The sequence below is a fragment of the Enterobacter sp. DN genome (genome assembly GCF_046054285.1).
In the GTDB taxonomy this organism is placed as follows: Bacteria; Pseudomonadota; Gammaproteobacteria; order Enterobacterales; family Enterobacteriaceae; genus Enterobacter; species Enterobacter hormaechei_C.
Genome location: NZ_JBJJTG010000013.1, coordinates 1 through 23,573, shown reverse-complemented (window position 1 = coordinate 23,573; position 23,573 = coordinate 1). Strand labels below are relative to the sequence as shown.

Here is a 23,573-nt window from a genome sequence, read left to right as displayed (position 1 = left end):
GCAAATAAGCATCAGCGGAAGTTAATGTTCTTATCGCTGGTCATATCATACAGCTGGAATTTACGTCCAAGCTGCTGACCGCCGTCGCGCGTCAGCGGCGTCCAGCCCACTGCCGCACGGCTGCGGGTTGGGCCTGATGAGAACAGATCCAGCGGAATCGACACGTACACCCCTTTGGTGAAGTCCCCTTCCCCGTACTCGTCTGGCGAAACGTTGGTGATGGTGGCATAGCCGCCCACCACCACGCCGCTGTCGAAGTGTTTGGAGATATCCAGCGTGCCGCCCTTATCACCCGCCAGATACTGGCCGACGCTGGCTTTCACCAGCACGTCCTGCGCGAACGACGGCGTCCAGTAGGCGGTCAGGTGGCCGGTTTTGACGCTGTAGTCGGTGAACTTCATCATGTCCTGCGCGCTGCGCCAGTCACGCTGTTTCACGTAGTTGGCATCAACCCCAAACGCCCAGTTGCTGTCGACAGGACGATAAAGCACTTCTGCCCCGGCGCCGCCGAACATGGTTTCCAGATAGCCACCGTAAACCTGGCCGTAGAAGCCATTGCCGAAGTACTGGAAGTAGTTGGCCTGGAGGTTATTCACGTAGATATCGTTCTGCACATATTCGCGAACGCGGGTACGCACGCGCGGCAGTTTTGAATCGTTCGGCGGGTTGGTGTAGTTAAATTTGTCGTAGTTGTTAGCAATGTTGCCGAACAGACTACCGGTGGTCAACAGGTGGTCGGTCACCCACAGATCCGCCGTCGCCATCGCCCCCAGCTGATACATGTAGAAGTTTTCCGGCCCACCCACGGACTGGTTCAGCACCGGATCGATATGGAAATCGAAGCGGGATTTATCGATATACCAGCCCTGCTCGGTGCTCTCTGGCACCACCGGCTCAACGCGTTTTTGTACCAGCTCGGTTTCATGTCCCAGCGGTTCGCCTTCAAGATGACACTTAAGGCTGGCAACATCGGTTTCGGTTGTGACCTGCGGCAGGTTGAGGCGGTTCTCCGTCACGCGGATCGTGCGGATCCCCTCCGGCAGATCGTTCATGACGATCCGGTTGGCGCGCTCGATCCCTTCGCGGGAGTCGCGGTATTTTACCTGCTCGCCGGTGACGTACAGCGTATCGCCTTTGGTCTGGATCTTTGGATCCGCCAGGCCCGCGTTATATTTCAGCAGCGTCAGCTGATTCGCTACCACGGAGTGCTGAATGATCGCATCCTGCGGCTCCGGCTGATATTTTGGCCGCGGGTTGTCATTGTAGTGCGGCCGCATGTCGTTAAAGTTAGTGCGCAGGGTAAAGCCAAACATCAGGGTATTACCGCGCTCATAGCTGAGGTTAACGTCGGCCCAGTCGGTGACGCGGTAAATGGCGCCGACGTTAAACTTGCTCTTTTGCTCAATTTTCCCGGCGAAGTCCTGCGAGTAGTCGTTTCCTTCGTACTCCAGCTTCAGACGTAACGGCTGCCACGGTGTTTGATACTCCACGCCGCCAAACAGCGAGGCCGGGCCGTGGAACATCTGGTCCCCGTTGATGGAGCCCGCTTTCTGGTAGCTGTTATCGCGGTAGCAGTATTTATCGCTGTAGGTACAGAACGGATTTTTGACGTTGCCGCTGGTGCCGAGATAGCCCCATCCCAGACCGAGTGAGAAATCAAACGGTCCCCAGGCTTTGCTGGCCACGATGTATTCCGCGTCAAACAGGCCGGTCCCGCCGATATCCTTCGCGCCAACGGAGACCTGCGGCATCCAGTAGCTCTCTTCCCACAGGCGCAGCTTCACGTCGAAAGCTTTGTCTTTATAAGTCTGGTCGCCGGAGAAGGCATCCACGCTGCTGTACTGTTTTGTACGCACGTCGGTGTAGCGCAGCGTGGTCTCCAGCCAGGGGAACAGCTGCACGGACGCAGAGTAGTAACGGTACTGATCGTTATCGCGATAGTTAAGGCTGATTTCCCCCTCGCGGGCCATACGCGCGGTTGGGGTTTGCAGTAAGCCCACGCCGCCAAAATCGGACTGCGACGGGCCGATGGGTGCCGGATACGTTTCTGCATGACAGGCGGCACTCACGCACAGTGCAAGCATGCTGTAGAGATAGGTTTTTTTCATTATTCCGGTATCCGCTGTATCAGGGAGCGAAGGATATCGGCATTAAGCCCGTCATACGCTTTAGTCCAGAAATGGTCGGCAAAACCGACAAAAATGATGCTGCCTGGCATAGGTTCGATATGGCGTTTATTCCAGTAAGCCACCGGCGTTTTCTGCGTATGCCCGTCCGGATAGACCACCCAGGCATAGCTGTTATCCGCTCCGCTGAGCAGACTTTGCTCGTCGAGATAGCTCGCCACGTCCCGGCCCGGCGTAAACGGCTTTTTGCCAGGGCTGCTGAGAAGCCCCATCACGGTGACGGTGGAAGGTTGAGCCGGAAGCCACAGGGTATAGTCCCCTTCCAGCGACGGATTGCCGTTTTCCGCAACGCGCACCTCATCCGGATCCAAATTCACCTTCTGGCGCCCCGTCACCTTAACCGCCTGAAGCTGTTGACGCAGGCTAGTAATGGCCGCGGCATCGTCGGTATCTTCCTGTTGTGCCAGCCCGCTCAGTCGGGCGAGCAGCGCCTGATGTTTTTGTTCCGCTACGATCGTCGCCTGACGCTCGCTGATCACCGCCCCGGTCCACCAGCTTTTCGCCAGCCTCGGCTGCCCCACCAGATCGAGCAGATGCCCGGCATTGGTTAAGGTTTTAGGTTTTTCGCTGTCCGGGGTGTAGACCTGTACCGTTCCCGCAGACCACGCCAGCGGCGAGGTCAGGCTGGCGAGAAGCGCAATGTGGATGAACATTTTCATGATTTCGCCGCCTTGATCAGGGTGGCCTTCACCGGGAAGAAACCGGCACCGAGATACTGTAAGGACTGGCGGATTTGCCCCTCTTCGTCCACCCAGAAGCGGTTATGCCAGGTGGCCTGATCGGTTGTCACTTCTTCATCCAGCACGCGCACCTGCGTTTCGTCGCTGCCCACTTTGACACTGTCCGTACCGTCCCAGCGGAAGGTGGAGCGGGCCGTGGCGTAGCGCACCTGTTTATGCTCGGTCCAGCCCATCGTGCGCGTCCAGCTTGCGCCATCGACGATCTGATTCGGCTTGATGAGCGGATCTTCAGCCAGGTTGTTCACCTCAAGCAGGTTGTCGCCGCCGAGCAACGTTTTCACGATGCGGGAATGCTGCGTCACGATGGTGGCCTGATCCTGCGTCACCCATTTCTGCTGCCCGTTTTCATCGAAAGCGAGCACCACAAACAGTTGCGGACCATCGTTTAGCTGCATGTACTGGCTGGCATACGGCATGTTCTGAAGTTCGTCATCGGTCAGATGCACGCCCGGCGTGCCGAACATGCTGTCCCACAGTGAGTGGCCCAGCCCTTTGGTGGTAGCTGAGCACGCCTGCAACAGCAGGCAAATCAGGATGATTGCAGGTCGCTTCACGACTCTTCTCCGAAGGGGCGAAATAACCACACCGAAGTGTGGTTATGATTAAAACACCCGTTATTACTGGGTGCTGGTCGTCGTAGTGGTCGTGGTTCCGGTATTGGAGCCATCACCGCCACCGGTTGCCGCCAGCGCGACACCCACGGCTGAACTTACGGCGCTGGTGCTGGCTGCGGTAGAACTCCCCGCAGACGCAGACGTCGCTGCCGACCCTGCTGCTTCCCCGACCTGGACCGGAGCTGCATAGACAGACGTCGCCGCAAGCGCAGATATGGCAAAAATGCCATACAGTACTTTCTTCATAACAATTTCCCTTCAATGAATGAATGGAGATTTGCCCGAAAAGAAATTCAGGCGGATTCGAGTATACACAACTAAAGCAGTGGGTTTACCGTGGGGGTAAATAGGGATGAGGTTTTCAGACTAATGGTTAAAAATGGAAGGAAAAAAGAATCAAGGAAATATATAATCACTATAAATCAACAATTTATAATATAAGAACATTAAAATATCACTCCGTATTTTCTTAAAATAAACCTCAGCAATTAACGGGGTTACCGTCTTTTTCGGATTAAACTCAGATTCAGAATTTGAGATAACTAACAGACATCAGGAATTATCCGATAAAAAAATGCCGGCATATCGCCGGCATTGTTCATGACATATTTATTACGCACGCCAGGCTTTATAACGGTTAATCAGACCATTGGTGGAGCTGTCGTGGCTGTCGATCGCTTTATCGTCACCCAGCTCTGGCAGAATGCGGTTTGCCAGCTGTTTGCCCAGCTCAACGCCCCACTGGTCAAAGGTAAAGATGTTCAGAATAGCGCCCTGAGTGAAGATTTTGTGCTCGTAGAGGGCAATCAGCGCACCCAGGCTGAACGGCGTGATTTCGCGCAGCAGAATGGAGTTAGTTGGACGGTTGCCTTCGAACACTTTAAACGGCACAACGTGCTCCAGCGTAGCCGGATCTTTACCCTGGTCACGGTATTCCTGCTCAACCACCTCGCGGGATTTACCGAACGCCAGCGCTTCGGTCTGGGCGAAGAAGTTAGACAGCAGCTTCGGATGGTGGTCGGACAGTGGGTTGTGCGTAATCGCCGGGGCGATGAAATCGCACGGTACCATTTTGGTGCCCTGGTGGATCAGCTGGTAGAACGCGTGCTGGCCGTTGGTGCCCGGCTCGCCCCAGATGATTGGGCCAGTCTGGTAATCCACCGCGTTGCCGTTACGGTCAACGTACTTGCCGTTGGATTCCATGTTGCCCTGCTGGAAGTAGGCCGCAAAGCGGTGCATGTACTGGTCGTACGGCAGAATCGCTTCGGTTTCAGCGCCGAAGAAGTTGTTGTACCAGATCCCGATCAGCGCCAGCAGTACCGGCAGGTTTTTCTCAGGCGCGGTGGTGGAGAAGTGTTTGTCCATCGCGTGCGCGCCGGAGAGCAGTTCAACGAAGTTGTCGAAGCCCACGGACAGGATGATGGACAGACCGATCGCAGACCACAGTGAGTAGCGGCCGCCAACCCAGTCCCAGAACTCAAACATGTTCGCGGTATCAATACCGAACTCACCCACCGCTTTACCGTTGGTGGACAGCGCCGCAAAGTGTTTCGCCACGTGCTTTTCGTCGCCCGCGGTTTTCAGGAACCAGTCGCGCGCGCTGTGGGCGTTGGTCATGGTTTCCTGAGTGGTGAAGGTTTTAGACGCCACCAGGAACAGCGTGGTTTCCGGGTTCACCTTTTTCAGCACTTCAGCGATGTGAGTCCCATCGACGTTGGACACGAAGTGCATGTTGAGGTGGTTTTTGTACGGGCGCAGCGCCTCGGTCACCATGAACGGGCCGAGGTCAGAGCCGCCGATACCGATGTTTACGACGTCGGTGATCGCTTTGCCGGTGTAGCCTTTCCAGCTACCTGAGATGATCGCTTCAGAGAAGGTTTTCATCTTTTCCAGCACCGCGTTCACTTCCGGCATCACATCTTTGCCGTCAACGATAATTGGCGTATTGCTACGGTTACGCAGGGCCACGTGCAGGACGGCACGGTCTTCGGTGCGGTTGATTTTCTCACCAGAGAACATGGCTTTGATGGCATCTGCCAGCTCAGTCTCTTTCGCCAGATCTTGCAGCTTCGCCAGCGTCTCTTCGGTGATACGGTTCTTGGAGAAATCCACCAGCATCAGGTCATCGAAGGTGGCGGAAAACTTGCTGAAACGATCGGCATCTTTCGCGAACAGTTCCGCGATGGTGACGTCTTTCATTTCATCAAAATGTTTCTGTAGTGCCTGCCATGCAGCGGTCTGCGTTGGGTTGATGTTTTTCATAGCAATACTCTTCTGATTTGAGAATTGTGACTGCGGTCGATTGTAGCGCCTGCAAATAAAAATTGTGATGGTTTTTATGCCATTGCCCTGGTCTGCATCAAACGCAGGTGAAAAGACCCGAAAAGTATAGCTGCTGTCGCGCCCTTCCGGCGTGGCGAAATGTTGGTCAAAAAGAGGGAAAAAGGAGCATAAAATATGGGCCTGTTATAAGTCCTGTTTCTGAGGGGTACCCCCCCATGAAAAATCCGCATAATCCCAGCATTGACAGGACCTCCCCCGCATTTTATTTATAGGGCCGTATTTTGCGCCTGCACCTGTTCTCGCTTCATTCTTGTGCCAAGGTCGCTCTATTCATTCCCTGACACGAGGTTGTTATGACGAGTTTTGTGGTCGCCAAGTTTGGCGGCACCAGTGTGGCAGACTACGATGCCATGAACCGCAGCGCCGATGTGGTGCTGGCCGATCCGAATACCCGCCTGGTGGTGCTTTCCGCCTCAGCCGGCGTAACGAACCTGCTGGTTTCCCTGTCTGAAGGACTGGAAGCGACCGAGCGTTTCGTGAAGCTGGATGCACTGCGCAAAATTCAGTTCGACATTCTCGAGCGTCTGCAAAACCCGAACGTCATTCGTGAGGAAGTGGAACGCCTGCTGGAAAATATCACCACCCTGGCAGAAGCCGCGTCGCTGGCCACCTCCAGCGCACTGACCGATGAACTGGTCAGCCACGGCGAACTGATGTCCACACTGCTGTTCGTTGAGATCATGCGCGAGCGCAATATTCAGGCGCAGTGGTTCGACGTGCGTAAAGTGATGCGCACCAGCGACCGCTTTGGCCGCGCCGAGCCGGACGTGGAAGCCCTGGCTGAGCTGACTAACCAGCAGCTTGTCCCGCGCCTGGATGAAGGCATAGTGATCACCCAGGGCTTTATCGGCAGCGAAGCCAAAGGGCGCACAACCACGCTGGGCCGTGGCGGTAGCGACTACACCGCCGCCCTGCTGGGTGAAGCCCTGCACGCCACCCGCGTGGATATCTGGACGGACGTGCCGGGTATCTACACCACCGACCCGCGCGTGGTCTCTGCGGCAAAACGTATTGACGTGATCGCCTTTGAAGAAGCGGCTGAAATGGCGACTTTCGGCGCGAAAGTGCTGCACCCGGCCACCCTGCTGCCCGCCGTGCGCAGCGACATTCCGGTCTTCGTTGGCTCCAGTAAAGATCCAAAGGCGGGCGGGACGCTGGTCTGCAAGAAAACCGAGAACCCACCGCTGTTCCGCGCGCTGGCCCTGCGTCGTAAGCAGACGCTGGTTACCCTGCACAGCCATAATATGCTGCACTCCCGTGGATTTCTGGCGGAAGTGTTTGGCATCCTGGCGCGCCACAATATCTCCGTGGACCTGATCACCACGTCAGAAGTCAGCATCGCGCTGACGCTCGACACCACCGGCTCCACCTCTACCGGCGACACCCTGCTGACGCAGTCGCTGCTGATTGAGCTTTCCGAGTTGTGCCGCGTGGAGGTGGAAGAAGATCTGGCGCTGGTGGCCATCATCGGTAATAAGCTGTCGCGCGCGTGCGGCGTGGGCAAAGAGGTGTTCGGCGTGCTCGACCCGTTCAATATCCGCATGATTTGCTACGGCGCGTCCAGCTACAACCTCTGCTTCCTGGTCCCTGCCGATCAGGCCGAGCAGGTCGTGCAGAAACTTCATCAGAATTTGTTTGAATAAAATTCGTTAGCACGATAAACAATATCAATAAGCCGGGCACAGACCCGGCTTTTTTATAACAAAACAACACGACAATACTGCAAGGAATTCACTATGCTCTCCGCTATCACCCGGCTGTTCCCGTTATGGGCGCTGCTGCTCTCTGTACTCGCGTATTACACTCCTGCCACGTTCACGGGCATTGGTCCGTGGGTCACCACGCTGCTGATGCTGATTATGTTCGGCATGGGCGTGCATCTGAAAATTGACGATTTCAAACGCGTGCTGTCTCGCCCGGCACCGGTTGCCGCAGGGATTTTCCTGCACTACCTGGTGATGCCGCTCGCGGCATGGCTGCTGGCGATGGCCTTTAAGATGCCGCCCGACCTTTCCGCCGGGATGGTGCTGGTGGGGAGCGTCGCCAGCGGTACGGCATCTAACGTCATGATCTATCTGGCGAAAGGCGACGTGGCGCTCTCCGTCACCATCTCGTCGGTTTCCACGCTGGTGGGCGTGATTGCCACGCCGCTGTTAACCCGCCTGTATGTGGACGCGCATATCCAGGTGGACGTGATGGGCATGCTGCTCAGCATCCTGCAAATCGTGGTGATCCCGATTGCGCTGGGGCTGGTGATCCACCATCTCTTCCCGCGGGTGGTGAAAGCGGTTGAGCCGTATCTGCCCGCGTTTTCGATGGTCTGCATTCTGGCCATTATCAGCGCCGTGGTAGCCGGTTCCGCATCGCACATTGCTTCGGTGGGCTTTGTGGTGATCGTCGCGGTTGTGCTGCATAACACTATTGGTCTGCTGGGCGGTTACTGGGGCGGAAAGCTGTTTGGCTTTGACGAATCCACCTGCCGCACGCTGGCGATCGAAGTGGGGATGCAGAACTCCGGCCTGGCAGCGGCGCTGGGTAAAATTTACTTCTCACCGCTGGCAGCGCTACCGGGGGCGCTGTTCTCTGTCTGGCACAACCTGTCCGGTTCGCTGTTAGCTGGATACTGGTCCGGTAAGCCGATTGATGACCAACCGAAAAAAGATGCGGTGAAACAGGGTTAATTGACCCGGCTTGCTTTACACTGAAGCCTCCCCATCAGGAGGCTTCAGCAATGGCTACACCACGTTTGACCCAGAAAGACATGACCGAAGCCGAGCAGCGCGAACTGAAAACGCTTCTCGACCGCGCCCGCATCACGCATGGCCGCACGCTGACGAACGCCGAAACCAATCAGGTTAAAAAAGAGTACATCGATAAACTGATGGCGCAACGTGATGCTGCGGCGAAAAAAGCCCGCAAGCTGAAAAAAGAGCAGGCTTATAAACCTGATGCAGAGGCAACCTTCTCTTGGTCCGCCAGCACATCAACCCGTGGAAGGCGCTAATCAGCGCCCTTTCTTTTTGCGCCCCGGCTGGGTAAAGCGTTTTCCGTTGCCCGGCTTGCCTCGCCCTTTCTCTTCCGCCTGCGGCGCCTTCACCACCGGACGCTTAATCGCCTGCGTTTTCGGTTTGGCTTTAGCTTTCGGCTTCGCTTCGGACGAGGAGTTCTCGATAAGTTTGAACAGCTCGATCAGCTCGTCATCCGTTAAGTCACGCCACTCGCCCAGCGGGATCCCGGACAGGCTGACGTTCATGATGCGCGTGCGTTCCAGCTTCGTCACTTCATAACCGAAGTACTCGCACATGCGGCGGATCTGGCGGTTCAGGCCCTGCACCAGCGTGATACGAAACGCAAACGGCGCCTCTTTTCTGACTTTACACTTCTTCGTCACGGTGCCCAGAATCGGCACGCCTGCGCCCATTCCCCGGATGAACTCGTCCGTGACCGGCTTGTTCACCGTAACAATGTACTCTTTCTCGTGGTCGTTACCGGCACGCAGAATTTTATTCACCAGATCGCCGTGATTAGTCAGGAAAATTAACCCCTGAGAGTCCTTATCCAGGCGACCAATCGGGAAAATACGGCTGCTGTGGTTCACGAAATCAACGATGTTGTCCCGTTCACCGTCTTCCGTGGTGCTGACAATCCCAACCGGTTTATTCAACGCGATAAACACCAGGTCTTCAGCATCACGCGGTTCGATGACCTGACCATTCACTTTCACCACATCGCCAGGCACTACCTGATCGCCAATGGTGGCGCGTTTGCCGTTAAGAAACACGTTACCCTGTTCAATGTAACGGTCAGCCTCGCGACGTGAGCAGATCCCGCTCTCGCTAATGTATTTGTTTAATCGGGTTGATTGAGTTGGCAGCATAGTTTCTCCTGTGAAGGGCGAAATATACCTTAGGTTTGGGCTGGAAAAAAAGATTAGCCGACGGTTACTGAGACGGTTTTTTTAGTTTGCGAGACGCTTTCAGGATTTAGCGTCAGGCTATTTATCCTTGAGCTAACTCCTTTTAGCTTTACTCTCCAGAGACAATTGCTTGTAGTTTATAAATCACAGGGAGTAATATGAAGGAGATCGTTCAGACAGAATCCTTCCGACGCTGGGAGCAAAATTTAAAGGACAGGCGGGCAAAGACGATTATCGCTTCCCGCCTCTTTAGGCTGGCAAATGGCTTAGCGGGCGACATTAGACCCGTGGGGGAAGGTATCAGTGAACTGAGGATCCACTTTGGCCCGGGCTACAGAGTCTATTTTAAGGACCAGGGCAATTGCATCATCGTGCTGTTATGTGGTGGTGACAAAAGCAGCCAGGCCAGAGACATACTTATGGCAAAAATGCTGAGCAATGTATCCCAATGGCAGGAGTGAATGAGCATGCATAAATTAACACCCTACGATCCAGCCAACGCACTGGTGGATGACGAGGAAATCGCTGTGTTTATGGCTGATGCATTAGAGACGGGTGACTCAGCGTACATTGCTGAAGCGCTGGGCGTCATCGCCCGAGCGAAAGGGATGTCGACCATTTCCCAGCAAACGGGCCTGTCACGAGAACAACTGTATCGATCATTCAGTGATAAGGGGAACCCAACGCTCAAAACCACGCTGGCGGTCATGAAAGCATTGGGCCTTGGGTTAACAATCAAACCCTCTGGGGATTAATACTCATCCCGCTCGTCGTCTTCATCCGGCTGCTCCATCACGCTATAGGCCACCGCACAGAACAACGAGTTGAGACGCTTCATATCCCCCAGCAGCCCCAGGTGCAGGGAGCTGGTCTCGATACTCTGCACGTTCTGCTGGTGCAGACGCTCAACGTGGGCGTGTGAGTAGCGGCGATTAAGGATGCGGAAACGATGCTTATTGCGGCGCAGGCGGCGCGCGCTCGGCACGTCGCTGGAGAAGAAGACCGACATCGCCAGCTTCAGGTTGCTGACCAGCTGTTCGTGCAGCGCTTCCAGCTCTTTCAGCCCTTCAACAGAAAACGCCCGGCGTGCGGCCAGGGATTTGTCTGCGATTTCACTGCCCATACGCTCGACAATATCCGAAGCCTGCTCCAGGTTAAGCGACATCTCGATGATTTCCGCCCAGCGGCGCGACTCCTCTTCCGCCAGCTCGTCCTGGGGGATCCGCGCCAGATAGAGCTTGATGGCGGTATACAGCACGTTGATATCGTCCGCCAGCCTGCGCAGCTCTTTTTCTTCGCGCGGCTCGCCGTGCATCACCTTTTGCAGCCCTTCCAGCATGGTTTCCATCGCGTCGCCCATGCGCAGCGTTTCGCGGGCGGCATTGGCGATTGCCAGCGCAGGAGTATCCAGCACCGAGGTGTCCAGATGCTTCGGTTTAAGGCGCGCGTCCAGCTCCGGTTCATCACGAATAAGCCGCTCGCAGAAGCGGGCCATCGGCGCGGCAAACGGCACCATCGCCAGACAGCGCACCAGGTTGTAGAAGACGTGGAAGTAGATCACCAGCTCCGCTTTCGGCAGAGAGAGATTATCCATCAGGTTCGCCAGCGGGTGCACAAACGGCAGAATGATCAGGCTACCCACCAGCTTAAACAGTAAACTCCCCAGCGCCACCCGGCGGGCGGCAGCGTTGGCGGCGCTGTTGTTGAGCATCGCCAGCAGGCCAGAGCCGAGGTTGGCACCGATCACCAGGCACAGCGCCACCGGGAAGGAAATTACCCCTGCGGCGGTTAAGGTCGCCGTCAGGAGGACCGCTGCCAGGCTGGAGTAGCTGACGATGGCAAATACCGCGCCGATCAGCGCATCCAGCATAATGTCGCCGGTTAACGAGGCGAAGATAACCTGCACACCGTTGGCCTGGGTGATCGGCGTGACAGCCTGCACAATCAGCTCCAGTGCCAGCAGGATCAGCCCGAGGCCAATACCGACGCGGCCAAGCTGCCCGGCACGGCTTTGCTTACGGCCGAGGAAAAAAATGACGCCGATAAAAATCAGTAGTGGCGACAGCCAGGAGAGATCGAATGTCAGGATACGCGCCATCAGCGCGGTACCGACGTCGGCGCCAAGGACAATCACCAGCGCCGGGGCGAGCGCCACCAGATCCTGCGCCACGAACGAGGTGACGAGCATGGTGGTGGCGTTGCTGCTTTGCACCAGCGCCGTGACGCCAATACCCGCGCAGAAGGCGAGCGGCTTCTTCTCAACGCTGCCGCTGAGAACGGTACGTAAACGTGCGCCAAACACACGCATCACGCCGGTACGAACGATATGGGTGCCCCATACCAGCAGTGCGACTGCGGAGAGCAGGTGTAACAACGTCAACACGGTAGGCATTCCTCCTTATCGTTATTCGTTTTCCTGAGGTTCAGTATAAGGGTTTAAACGTAAGAAAGAGACAAGGCACCATAGCGGTGCCCTGTTTGTTGTAAGGAAAAGTGACGTTAGTCTGCGTCGTAGCCCAAATTCGGCGCCAGCCAGCGTTCCACCTCTGACACGCTCATGCCTTTACGCAGGGCGTAATCCTCAATCTGATCGCGCTGAAGCTGTGCCACGGCGAAGTACTTGCTGTCCGGATGGCTGAAGTACCAGCCGGAAACGGACGCGCCCGGCCACATGGCGAACGACTCGGTGAGCTTCATGCCGGTATGCGCTTCGACGTCCAGCAACTTCCAGATAGTGCCCTTCTCGGTGTGTTCCGGGCAGGCCGGATACCCCGGCGCCGGACGAATGCCCCGGTAATTTTCGCGGATCAGCTCCTCGTTGCTGAGATTCTCATTCGCCGCGTAGCCCCAGTGCACCTTACGTACGCGTTCATGCAGATATTCAGCGAAGGCTTCCGCCAGACGGTCGGCGATCGCTTTCACCATGATTTTGTTGTAATCATCGTGCTGCGCGTCGTACGCATCCGCCAGCGCGTCTTCTTCCAGACCACCGGTTACGGCAAAGGCGCCGATATAGTCGGCTTTACCGGAGAGTTTCGGTGCGACGAAATCCGCCAGGCAGTAGTTGGCAAAGCCCACTTTCTCGGTTTGCTGGCGCAGGTGGTGGCTCACGGCCAGCACGTGGGTGCGGGTTTCATCGCGGTAGATTTCCACGTCGTCGCCCACGCGGTTCGCCGGGAACAGCCCCACCACGCCGCGCGGGTTGAGGGCTTTCTCTGCGCTCAGCCTGTCGAGCATGTCGTTAGCATCTTTAAACAGGCGCTTCGCCTCTTCGCCCACCACCTCATCTTCAAGAATGCGCGGATATTTGCCCGCCAGCGACCAGGTCATGAAGAACGGCGTCCAGTCGATGTAGTTACGCAGCGTTTCGATGCTGGCCGTCACGTCCTGCACGCCCAGACGGTGTGCGACCGGCGGCGTATAGCTGGACCAGTCGAACGCCAGATCGTTATCGCGCGCCGCCTGAAGCGAAACCGGCGGCGTGCGCGGTTTCTTACGTCCATGCTGAATGCGGACGGTTTCATACTCTTTGCGGGTGCGGGCGACAAAGTCATCGCGCTGGGTGTCGGACAGCAGCGCGGAGACCACGCCCACGGTGCGCGAGGCGTTTTGGACATACACCGTTGGCCCACTGTAGTTCTGCTCGATTTTCACCGCCGTGTGGGCTTTGGAGGTGGTTGCCCCGCCAATCAGCAGTGGAATGGTGAAGCCCTGGCGCTCCATCTCTTTTGCCACGTTGACCATTTCGTCAAGCGAAGGCGTAATCAGCCCGGAAAGACCAATCAGATCCGCATTCACTTCGCGCGCGGTCCTGAGGATTTTATCCGCCGGGACCATCACGCCAAGATCGATAATTTCGTAGTTATTACACTGCAACACCACGCCAACGATGTTTTTGCCGATGTCGTGTACGTCGCCCTTCACGGTGGCGATGACCATCTTACCGTTACTGGAGCCCTTCTCTTTGCTGGCTTCGATAAAGGGTTCCAGATACGCCACCGCCTGCTTCATGACGCGGGCGGATTTCACCACCTGCGGCAGGAACATTTTGCCCTCGCCGAACAGATCGCCGACCACGTTCATACCGTCCATCAGCGGCCCTTCGATCACTTCAATCGGACGGGCGGCCTGCTGACGCGCTTCCTCGGTATCCTGCTCGATAAACTCGGTAATGCCTTTTACCAGCGAGTATTCCAGACGCTTATTCACATCCCAGGAGCGCCATTCGGCCTGTTGAACGTTGGCTGATTCGTCAGATTTACTGCCGCGGTATTTTTCCGCCAGATCCAGCATGCGTTCGGTGGCGTCGTCACGACGATTGAGGATCACGTCTTCTACGGCGTCGCGCAGCTCGGCTGGCAGATCGTCGTAAATTGCCAGCTGGCCGGCGTTGACGATCCCCATGTCCATCCCGTTGCGGATGGCGTAGTAGAGGAATACGGCGTGGATCGCCTCACGCACCGGGTCGTTGCCGCGGAACGAGAACGACACGTTTGACACGCCGCCGGAGATCAGCGCATGCGGTAGCTCGCGTTTAATGTCTTCACACGCGCCGATAAAGTCCTGGGCGTAGTTGTTGTGCTCTTCGATGCCGGTCGCGACGGCGAAGATGTTCGGGTCGAAGATGATGTCTTCCGGCGGGAAGCCCACCTCTTCGGTCAAAATTTTGTACGCGCGGCGGCAAATCTCAATCTTGCGCTCGCGGGTATCGGCCTGGCCTACTTCATCGAAGGCCATCACCACCACGGCGGCTCCGTAGCGACGGACCAGCTTCGCGTGGTGGATAAAGGTATCGACGCCCTCTTTCATCGAGATGGAGTTAACGATGCCTTTGCCCTGAATGCACTTCAGCCCTTTTTCGATGACTTCCCATTTGGAAGAGTCAATCATGATCGGCACGCGGGCGATATCCGGCTCACCGGCAATCAGGTTGAGGAAACGCACCATTGCCGCTTCGGCATCAAGCATCCCCTCGTCCATGTTGATATCGATAATCTGCGCGCCGCTTTCCACCTGCTGGCGAGCAACGTCCAGCGCTTCGCTGTACTTCTCTTCTTTGATCAGGCGCTTGAACTTCGCAGAACCGGTAACGTTAGTACGTTCACCCACGTTCACAAACAGGCTGTCGTCGCCGATGGTCAACGGCTCCAGGCCGGACAGACGACAGGCTACCGGAAGCTCGGGTAGCTTGCGCGGTGGAAGCCCGGCGACGGCGCGGCTCATGGCGGCGATATGCTCCGGCGTGGTGCCGCAGCAGCCGCCGACGATGTTGAGGAAGCCAGATTCGGCCCATTCGCGGATTTGCGCCGCCATGGTGTCGGCATCCAGATCGTACTCACCGAACGCGTTCGGCAGACCGGCGTTCGGGTGGGCGGTGACGTAGCACTCTGCGATGCGCGAAAGCTCCTGCACGTACTGGCGCAGTTCGTCCGGCCCCAGCGCGCAGTTCAGGCCGAAGGAGAGCGCTTCGGCGTGGCGCAGGGAGTTATAAAACGCTTCGGTTGTCTGGCCGGAAAGTGTGCGCCCCGAGGCGTCGGTGATGGTGCCGGAAATCATGATCGGCAGGTCGACGCCCAGCGCCTCGAACTCCTCTTTCACCGCGTAAATCGCGGCTTTAGCGTTGAGGGTGTCGAATACGGTTTCAATCAGGATCAGGTCGGAGCCGCCTTCCACCAGCGCTTTAGTGGACTCACGATACGCGGCCACCAGCTGGTCAAAGGTGATGTTCCGAAACGCCGGGTCGTTGACGTCCGGAGAAATCGACGCGGTGCGGTTGGTTGGACCCAGCACCCCGGCTACGTAGCGCGGCTTGTCCGGCGTACGGGCCGTCCATTCGTCGGCGCAGGCGCGCGCCAGCTTCGCCGCTTCAAAGTTGATCTCCGCCGACAGGGATTCCATCTGGTAATCCGCCATGGCGATGGTTGTCGAGTTGAAGGTGTTGGTTTCAACAATATCCGCACCCGCTTCGAAGTAAGCGTTGTGGATATCCCTGATAACAGACGGTTTGCTTAACACCAGCAGGTCATTGTTCCCTTTCAGGTCACAAGGCCAGTCGGCAAAGCGCTCGCCGCGGAAATCGTCTTCACTCAGACGATAGCCCTGGATCATGGTGCCCATGCCGCCGTCCAGCACCAGAATTCGTTCATTTAACTGCGCACGCAGTTGCTCTACTTTGCTGCTCACACTTGCTCCCGACAACGCTCAACATGGCCAAAAGGCTGCGTTCCATACTGGCATAATCTCGCAGGGTCGAAAAGTCACACAGCGGTAACATGAGACATGTTCACTATCACTCCTCCGATCAGTCAGGAAAGCGGTTGCAAAACCACCAAATAAAACGAAAATGATTTCCACGATACAGAAAAAGGAGTTCGTCATGGTTACGACCGTTCCCGCTAAACGCGGCAGAAAACCTGCTGCAACCACCGCTGCACAACCTGGCGGACAGGTTCAATCCCTGACGCGCGGCCTGAAGCTGCTGGAATGGATAGCCGAATCGCATGGTAGCGTGGCCCTGACGGAGCTGGCGCAGCAGGCTGGCCTGCCGAACTCCACCACGCACCGTCTGCTGACCACCATGCAGCAGCTGGGCTTCGTGCGTCAGGTGGGCGAGCTGGGACACTGGGCGGTGGGGGCGCATGCATTTATTGTCGGCAGCAGCTTCCTGCAAAGCCGCAACCTGCTGGCGATTGTCCACCCGATTCTGCGCAAGCTGATGGAGGAGTCCGGCGAGACGGTAAACCTGGCCGTGCTGGATCAGAGCGACCACCAGGCGATTATTATCGACCAGGTGCAGTGTACGCAGCTGATGCGTATGTCCGCGCCGATTGGCGGCAAGCTGCCGATGCACGCCTCTGGCGCAGGGAAAGCGTTTCTCTCGCAACTGAGCGAAGAGCAGGTGACGGGGCTGCTGCACCGTAAAGGACTGCACGCCTATACCCACGCCACGCTGGTGTCGCCCGTGCATCTGAAAGAAGATCTGGCTCTGACCCGCAAGCGCGGCTATTCGTTTGATGACGAAGAACATGCCCTCGGGCTGCGCTGCCTCGCGTCCTGCATTTTTGACGAGCACCGCGAGCCGTTTGCCGCTATCTCCATCTCCGGGCCGATTTCACGCATGACCGACGACCGCGTCACCGAGCTGGGCGCGATGGTGATTAAGGCCGCGAAAGAGGTGACGCTGGCGTATGGTGGGATTCGTTAAACGTGCATTGCCGCCTGATGCCCTCACCCCGGCCCTCTCCCACAGGGAGAGGGAGAAAAGCGGATGCAAAACCGCTGCTTACGGCGGTAAGCGTAGACATCTTCCACGTGCCCATTTTTGATCCGCGTTTGCAGCCCGCGCCAGTAGCTGGCGCGGAACAGATCGGCATGCATCTCTTCGAATAGCGGCCCGATGCGCGGGTCGGCACACAGCCAGTGGCGAAACTCCTCCGGAAACACATCGTCCGGCGATACGCTGTACCACGGCTCGCTGGACAGTTCATCTTCCGGGTAGCGCGGCGGCGGGATATCGCGGAATTTCACCTCGGTCATGTAGCAAATTTCATCGTAATCGTAGAACACCACCCGCCCGTGACGGGTGACGCCGAAGTTTTTAAACAGCATGTCGCCGGGGAAAATATTGGCGGCGGCGAGCTGGCGAATCGCATTGCCGTACTCTTCAATGGCGTCTCGTAAAGCCTGGCCTTCGGATTGCTCCAGCCAGATATTTAGCGGCACCATCCGGCGTTCGATGTAGAGATGGCTAATCGCAATCTTATCGCCAAGATCGGTAATTTTCGTCGGCGCTTCCTGCATTAGCAGCGACATCAGCGACGGATCGATCTGCTGCTTATCCAGCACAAAGTTTTCAAACTCCTGGGTATCCGCCATTCGCCCGACGCGATCGTGCTCTTTAACCAGCTGATAGCAGGCGCGGACGTGAGCGGCGGTCATCTCTTTCTGCGGGGCGAATTTATCCTTAATCACCTTAAACACGCGGTCGAAGCCCGGCAGTGTGAAAACCAGCATCACCATGCCGCGGATCCCCGGCGCTTCGATAAACTGCTCATCAGCCGTGGTGACATAACGCAGGTATTCCCGATAACTTTCCGTTTTGGCATGCTTCTGACAGCCAATCGCCATATACAGCTCGGCGGTGGTTTTGCCCGGCAGGATCTCGCGCAGCCACTCCACCAGGGCGGCAGGCAGTGGGGCATAGACCATGAAATAGGAACGGGCGAAGCCAAATACGATACTGGCCTCAGCGCCGGTGGTCAGGCAGGTATCGACAAACAGTTCGCCGTCGTCGGTACGGTGAATGGGTAGCAGAAACGGCACGATAGCTGTCGGCGTAACCAGTTTGCCCACCAGCCAGGCGGCCTTATTCCGGTAGAAAAGCTCGTTGGCAACCTGCAAATGGCTGCGGCTGAGCACCTCCTCGCCGAAGGTTTCACTGAGATATGCGTGGATATAGCCGATATCCCGGGGTTTATTCTCCCACGGCAGGCGCAGCGGCAAATCCGTTAAGACGCGGTGCAGGAGCTTTTCCCAGCCGCGATCGGGAAAGAAATCTTTCGCCAGCGGACGCGGAATGGTACGGAAGCGGCGCTCCGGCTGGGAGCTGAAGATAAATAACCGCTCAGGAGATAATGAGCGGTGGTCAAATAACCGGCAATAGACGGAGTTGAAAAAGCTCTCCGCAATCTCGAAGCGCGGGTAGTCGGGTAACAGATGGGTGTAATGCTCTTTCACGCGCAGTAAAAATTCCGCATCCGGGCTTTTACCGTCGGTGATACAGCGCAGTTGCTCCACCACCAGACCTACGTGGTGATCATAAAGATGGATACGCTGCTTCATGGCCTGCTGAACCGCATGCCAGTCGGCGTGCTCAAAACGCTGTTGCGCGCCGGAGGTGACTTCCAGAAAGCGGCCATACTGGGCATCGAAGCCCTGCAAAATAGTTTGGGCAATCAGTAATTCCAGACCACGCGACATATATTCCCCCTCACCCCAACCCTCTCCCCGAGGGGGGAGAGGGGGAAAAGATTAGAACTGTGCTTCTTCCGTCGAGCCCGTTAATGCCGTGACGGAGGAGGCCCCGCCCTGAATAATCGTGGTCACATTATCGAAGTAGCCGGTTCCCACTTCCTGCTGGTGCGAAACGAAGGTATATCCTTCTTTGCCCGCCGCAAATTCTGGCTGCTGCACCTTCTCAACATAGTGTTTCATGCCTTCGCCCTGCGCGTAGGCGTGCGCCAGGTCGAACATGTTGAACCACATGCTGTGGATACCCGCCAGGGTGATGAACTGGTACTTGTAGCCCATATCTGACAATTGCTGCTGGAAGCTGGCGATGGTCGTATCGTCCAGATTCTTTTGCCAGTTGAAGGACGGCGAACAGTTATAGGCCAGCAGCTTGCCCGGATACTTCGCATGAATCGCATCGGCAAAGCGCTTCGCCAGCGCCAGATCCGGCGTGGAGGTTTCACACCAGACCAGGTCGGCGTAAGGGGCATACGCCAGGCCGCGGCTGATCGCCTGTTCAATACCGGCATGCGTGCGATAGAACCCTTCGCTGGTACGTTCGCCGGTAATGAATTCGCTGTCGTACGGGTCGCAGTCAGAGGTGATCAGGTCAGCCGCGTCTGCATCGGTACGGGCAATCACCAGCGTCGGCACGCCGAGCACGTCAGCAGCCAGACGCGCGGCAACCAGCTTCTGGATCGCTTCCTGGGTTGGCACCAGCACTTTCCCGCCCATATGCCCGCACTTCTTGACCGACGCCAGCTGATCTTCAAAGTGAACGGCCGCTGCACCGGCCTCAATCATGGATTTCATCAGCTCAAAGGCGTTCAGCACGCCGCCGAAACCGGCTTCCGCATCGGCGACGATCGGCAGGAAATAGTCGATAAAGCGCGGATCGTGAGGTTCGATACCCGCAGCCCACTGGATCTGATCCGCACGGCGGAAGGTATTGTTGATCCGATCCACCACTGACGGCACCGAGTTCGCCGGATAAAGAGATTGATCCGGATACATGCTGGCGGCCAGGTTAGCATCCGCCGCGACCTGCCAGCCGGAAAGATAGATAGCTTCAATGCCGGCCTTCGCCTGCTGCAATGCCTGACCGCCAGTCAGTGCGCCGAGGCTGTTGATATAGCCTTTTTTAGCTCCTCCATGCAGCAGATCCCACATTTTCGCCGCGCCGTTCTGCGCCAGCGTACATTCCGGGTTAACCGAGCCGCGTAACTTCACCACTTCCTCTGCGCTGTACGGACGGCGAATGCCTTCCCAGCGCGGTTGGGTCCACTCTTTTTGTAACTCTTCGATCTGTTGGGTACGGGTTTTCATGTGCAGATGCTCCATATTGTTATGTGGTGAATTACGCCAGGAAGCGGTAGCCCGGCAGGGTCAGGAAGTCGATTAAGTCATCAGAGGTGGTGATTTGCTCCATCAGACGTGCGGCATCGTCAAAACGCCCACTGCTGAAGCGGTGCTCGCCCAGTTCGTCCTGGATGACCCGCATCTCTTCGGCCAGCATCTGACGGAACAGGGCTTTGGTTACCGGTTTGCCGTTGCTGAGCGTTTTTTGATGATGGATCCACTGCCAGATGGAGGTACGTGAAATTTCCGCCGTGGCGGCATCTTCCATCAGGCCGTAGATCGGCACGCAGCCGTTGCCTGAGATCCATGCCTCGATGTACTGCACGGCGACGCGAATGTTGGCGCGCATCCCCTCTTCCGTGCGTTCGCCCGCACACGGCGCCAGCAACTGTTCTTCTGCGATTGGCGCATCGTCTTCACGGGTGACAAACAGCTGGTTTTTGTTGTCGGCGAGTACGCGGTTAAAGACTTCCATCGCCGTATCGGCCAGACCAGGATGGGCAATCCACGTCCCGTCGTGGCCATTACGGGCTTCCAGCTCTTTATCGGCTTTCACCTTGTTGAGCACCTGATTGTTACGCTCTGCATCTTTGCTCGGGATAAACGCCGCCATACCGCCCATCGCAAAGGCGCCGCGTTTGTGGCAGGTCTTAATCAGCAGGCGCGAGTAGGCGCTGAGGAACGGTTTATCCATGGTGACAACCTGACGATCCGGCAATACCCTGTCGGCATGGTTTTTCAGCGTCTTGATATAGCTGAAGATGTAATCCCAGCGTCCGCAGTTCAGGCCCACAATATGGTCACGCAGCGCATGGAGGATCTCATGCATCTGGAATACGGCAGGCAGGGTTTCAATCAGCAGCGTGGCCTTAATGGTGCCGCGCGGCAGGCCAAAGCGGTCTTCTGCGTAGCTGAAAACTTCACTCCACCACGCCGCTTCCTGCCAGGACTGGGTTTTCGGCAGATAGAAATAGGGGCCGCTGCCTTTCGCCAGCAGGTTTTTATGGTTGTGGAAGAAGTACAGCGCAAAGTCGAACAGGCTGCCAGGAATCGCTTCTCCGCGCCAGGTAACGTGTTTTTCTGGCAAATGCAGACCGCGTACGCGACAGATCAGCACCGCCGGATTCGGTTTGAGCTGGTAAATTTTACCGGCTTCGTTGGTATAGCTGATGGTGCCGTTGACGGCGTCGCGCAGGTTGATCTGCCCGTCGATAACTTTCTGCCAGTCCGGCGCGAGGGAATCTTCGAAGTCCGCCATAAATACTTTGACGTTGGCATTCATGGCGTTGATCACCATTTTGCGCTCTACCGGACCGGTGATCTCTACGCGACGATCCTGTAAATCTTCAGGGATTCCGCGAATTTTCCATTCACCATGACGAATGGAAGCGGTTTCCGAAATAAACCCTGGCAACTTGCCGTTATCGATCTCCTGCTGTTGATGAATGCGCGCCGCCAGCAGTTTATTACGCTGTGGCGTAAAGCGAGTCACCAGTTCAGTCAGAAACTCTACCGCTTCTGCCGTCAAAACTTGCTGTTCTTGTTCACCATTCGGCTGGGTAAAGGTCAGTTCATCGACCGTTGTTGCCTGTTGAGTCATCGTTCTGCTCCTCATCAAAGATCCAAATCACGCCCCCGACTCGAGCGAAAGATCGTTGTGTAGTTTTCGCTCAGCAGAATTAAGACTATCTATAATTTTTCCAAAATCAAAAACAATTTCCATTTTAATTTATATATAATCACAACTGCATGATTAATATGGAATTAAAGTCTTCTTCGATGTTGAGTTGGATTTCGGAAATAAAAAAGGCACCCGAAGGTGCCTGATCTGAATAGCTGAAACGCTTTAGGATCGTTTAATGCAGACGATTACTCCAGCGTCGGATTCATGTGGCGCAGATCGTACGGTGTAATCTGGTAGACGTAATAGTTGAGCCAGTTGGTAAACAGCAAATTTCCGTGGCTACGCCAGGTTGCCCGAGGCGTGTTTTGCGGATCATTTTTCGGGAAATAGTTGTACGGGACATCCGGATTCAGACCCGCTTCAACGTCACGAAAATACTCTGACGCGAGGGTATGCGGATCGTACTCAGGATGGCCGGTAACGAACGCGATGCGTTTGTCTTTACTGGCGAACAGGTAGGCATCGCCGTCTTCCGTTTCGGCCAGGATTTCCAGGTCGGTGTAATCGCGGATCAGCTGTGCCGGAAAATCGGCGTAGCGAGAATGCGGGGCCAGGAAAGTGTCATCGAAACCACGCGTCAGCAGCGCATGCGGGTGAAGAATGTGGTGTTCGTATACGCCAGAAAGTTTGTCGCTGCGGGTTTGCTTGGGAATGCCATAGAGGATATTCAGTGCGGCCTGTACCGCCCAACAGACAAACAAGGTGGACGTGACGTGATCTTTTGCCCACTCCAGCACCTGCCTAATCTGTGGCCAGTAGGCAACGTCATTAAATTCCACCAGACCCAGCGGTGCGCCGGTGACGATCAGTCCATCGAAATTCTCATCGCGAATATCTTCAAAATTACAGTAGAAGTTATTCAGATGCTCAGCAGGCGTGTTGCGTGACTCACGCGCGTCAATGCGCAGCAGCTGGATATCAACCTGAAGCGGAGAGTTGGAGAGCAAACGCAGGAACTGGTTCTCCGTTTCTATCTTCTTTGGCATCAGATTAAGGATCAGCACCTTCAGCGGGCGAATTTCCTGACCAGAAGCACGCGAAGTTGTCATTACGAAGACATTCTCTTCACGCAAGAAATTGACGGCTGGTAGCTCGTCCTGCACCCGAATCGGCATAACCTTAAATCCTCACAGCATACGTATAAACGTTTAGACATCCAGACAGCTAACGATACCCAGAAACGGGGTTAATGTCGAGTCTGCAAGCGAAAGGTGAGAAAGTTTCAAGGAGGAAAAGCATGTAGGGCGGGTAAGGCTGGGCCACCACCCGACTTTTCAGAACGTGCAAAGCAAAAAACCCCGCACCTTACGGTACGGGGTTCTTCTTAATTGATGCCTGGCAGTTCCCTACTCTCACATGGGGAGACCCCACACTACCATCGGCGCTACGGCGTTTCACTTCTGAGTTCGGCATGGGGTCAGGTGGGACCACCGCGCTACAGCCGCCAGGCAAATTCTGTTAATCTGTATCAAATCTGAAATTTGATTGTCTGTCTCTTCGCCAAAACACCTTCGGCGTTGTAAGGTTAAGCCTCACGGTTCATTAGTATCGGTTAGCTCAACGCATCGCTGCGCTTACACACCCGACCTATCAACGTCATAGTCTTTAACGTTCCTTCAGGAGACTTAAAGTCTCAGGGAGAACTCATCTCGGGGCAAGTTTCGTGCTTAGATGCTTTCAGCACTTATCTCTTCCGCATTTAGCTACCGGGCAGTGCCATTG

At 56.2% G+C, this 23,573-nt stretch carries 18 protein-coding genes and 2 rRNA genes; 6 read left to right on the top strand and 14 right to left on the bottom strand.

All coding sequences use genetic code 11. The features are described from left to right. Positions 1–11 precede the first annotated feature (11 nt). The 5 genes from ACJTMZ_RS21060 to pgi all read right to left on the bottom strand — a co-directional run bounded on the left by ACJTMZ_RS21060 (position 12) and on the right by pgi (position 5,802). Entirely contained in the window at positions 12–2,108 is a 2,097-nt protein-coding gene (locus ACJTMZ_RS21060; protein WP_252011161.1) for a YjbH domain-containing protein, read from the bottom strand. Further along, a complete protein-coding gene (locus tag ACJTMZ_RS21055) occupies positions 2,108–2,845 on the bottom strand; it encodes a capsule biosynthesis GfcC D2 domain-containing protein (protein ID WP_252011163.1) in 738 nt (245 codons plus the stop codon). Before ACJTMZ_RS21055 ends, ACJTMZ_RS21060 begins: the two co-directional genes overlap by 1 nt. After that, positions 2,842–3,480, bottom strand: a complete 639-nt coding sequence (locus ACJTMZ_RS21050; protein ID WP_017382614.1) for a YjbF family lipoprotein — start codon at positions 3,478–3,480, stop codon at positions 2,842–2,844. The genes ACJTMZ_RS21055 and ACJTMZ_RS21050 overlap by 4 nt, the downstream gene beginning before the upstream one ends. Positions 3,481–3,543: 63 nt before the next feature. After that, complete coding sequence (yjbE, locus tag ACJTMZ_RS21045; RefSeq protein ID WP_003860341.1) at positions 3,544–3,786, bottom strand: exopolysaccharide production protein YjbE; 243 nt, start codon at positions 3,784–3,786, stop codon at positions 3,544–3,546. Between the two features lie 366 nt (positions 3,787–4,152). Continuing rightward, positions 4,153–5,802, bottom strand: a complete 1,650-nt coding sequence (gene pgi / locus ACJTMZ_RS21040) for a glucose-6-phosphate isomerase (protein ID WP_032103668.1) — start codon at positions 5,800–5,802, stop codon at positions 4,153–4,155. Between the two features lie 374 nt (positions 5,803–6,176). Here pgi and lysC point away from each other — a divergent pair, with 374 nt between their 5' ends. From lysC to ACJTMZ_RS21025, 3 genes are all read left to right on the top strand, one after another. Continuing rightward, complete coding sequence (gene lysC, locus ACJTMZ_RS21035) at positions 6,177–7,526, top strand: lysine-sensitive aspartokinase 3 (protein ID WP_040117084.1); 1,350 nt, start codon at positions 6,177–6,179, stop codon at positions 7,524–7,526. A gap of 93 nt (positions 7,527–7,619) precedes the next feature. Then, positions 7,620–8,564, top strand: a complete 945-nt coding sequence (panS, locus tag ACJTMZ_RS21030; RefSeq protein ID WP_015570166.1) for a ketopantoate/pantoate/pantothenate transporter PanS — start codon at positions 7,620–7,622, stop codon at positions 8,562–8,564. Positions 8,565–8,614: 50 nt separating this feature from the next. Beyond that, entirely contained in the window at positions 8,615–8,887 is a 273-nt protein-coding gene (locus ACJTMZ_RS21025; protein WP_032668823.1) for a DUF3811 domain-containing protein, read from the top strand. On the opposite strand, the gene rluF is transcribed toward ACJTMZ_RS21025, so the two are convergent. Next, positions 8,888–9,760 (bottom strand): 23S rRNA pseudouridine(2604) synthase RluF, encoded by an 873-nt coding sequence (rluF, locus tag ACJTMZ_RS21020; protein ID WP_003860347.1) that lies wholly within the window; start codon positions 9,758–9,760, stop codon positions 8,888–8,890. A gap of 197 nt (positions 9,761–9,957) precedes the next feature. Here rluF and ACJTMZ_RS21015 point away from each other — a divergent pair, with 197 nt between their 5' ends. Both ACJTMZ_RS21015 and ACJTMZ_RS21010 read left to right on the top strand, forming a co-directional pair. Continuing rightward, positions 9,958–10,260: a type II toxin-antitoxin system RelE/ParE family toxin gene (locus ACJTMZ_RS21015; RefSeq protein ID WP_023315213.1), complete on the top strand. Its 303-nt coding sequence runs from the start codon at positions 9,958–9,960 to the stop codon at positions 10,258–10,260. Between the two features lie 6 nt (positions 10,261–10,266). Continuing rightward, positions 10,267–10,554, top strand: a complete 288-nt coding sequence (locus tag ACJTMZ_RS21010) for an addiction module antidote protein (RefSeq protein WP_032672198.1) — start codon at positions 10,267–10,269, stop codon at positions 10,552–10,554. On the opposite strand, the gene ACJTMZ_RS21005 is transcribed toward ACJTMZ_RS21010, so the two are convergent. Next, complete coding sequence (locus ACJTMZ_RS21005) at positions 10,551–12,182, bottom strand: Na/Pi cotransporter family protein (protein ID WP_003860350.1); 1,632 nt, start codon at positions 12,180–12,182, stop codon at positions 10,551–10,553. The genes ACJTMZ_RS21010 and ACJTMZ_RS21005 overlap by 4 nt on opposite strands. A 116-nt stretch (positions 12,183–12,298) precedes the next feature. After that, the gene (metH, locus tag ACJTMZ_RS21000; RefSeq protein ID WP_063660143.1) at positions 12,299–15,982 is read right to left on the bottom strand and encodes a methionine synthase; all 3,684 of its coding nucleotides are present in this window, start codon (positions 15,980–15,982) and stop codon (positions 12,299–12,301) included. A 193-nt stretch (positions 15,983–16,175) separates the two neighbouring features. Between metH and iclR the strand changes: the two genes are divergently transcribed. Then, a complete protein-coding gene (gene iclR, locus ACJTMZ_RS20995; RefSeq protein WP_003860353.1) occupies positions 16,176–17,003 on the top strand; it encodes a glyoxylate bypass operon transcriptional repressor IclR in 828 nt (275 codons plus the stop codon). Between the two features lie 23 nt (positions 17,004–17,026). On the opposite strand, the gene aceK is transcribed toward iclR, so the two are convergent. The 6 genes from aceK to ACJTMZ_RS20965 all read right to left on the bottom strand — a co-directional run. Beyond that, complete coding sequence (gene aceK, locus ACJTMZ_RS20990; RefSeq protein WP_252011164.1) at positions 17,027–18,778, bottom strand: bifunctional isocitrate dehydrogenase kinase/phosphatase; 1,752 nt, start codon at positions 18,776–18,778, stop codon at positions 17,027–17,029. A gap of 51 nt (positions 18,779–18,829) precedes the next feature. Then, positions 18,830–20,134 carry an isocitrate lyase gene (gene aceA, locus ACJTMZ_RS20985; RefSeq protein ID WP_252011165.1) on the bottom strand — a complete coding sequence of 435 codons (1,305 nt, stop codon included), beginning with the start codon at positions 20,132–20,134 and terminating at the stop codon, positions 18,830–18,832. A gap of 31 nt (positions 20,135–20,165) precedes the next feature. Further along, a complete protein-coding gene (gene aceB, locus ACJTMZ_RS20980) occupies positions 20,166–21,767 on the bottom strand; it encodes a malate synthase A (protein ID WP_252011166.1) in 1,602 nt (533 codons plus the stop codon). A 269-nt stretch (positions 21,768–22,036) separates the two neighbouring features. Next, on the bottom strand, positions 22,037–22,966 hold the full coding sequence (metA, locus tag ACJTMZ_RS20975) for a homoserine O-succinyltransferase (protein WP_017382604.1): 930 nt from the start codon (positions 22,964–22,966) through the stop codon (positions 22,037–22,039). A gap of 218 nt (positions 22,967–23,184) precedes the next feature. Beyond that, a 5S ribosomal RNA gene (gene rrf / locus ACJTMZ_RS20970) occupies positions 23,185–23,300 on the bottom strand. A gap of 72 nt (positions 23,301–23,372) precedes the next feature. After that, positions 23,373–23,573 (bottom strand): 23S ribosomal RNA (locus ACJTMZ_RS20965); the annotation flags it as partial.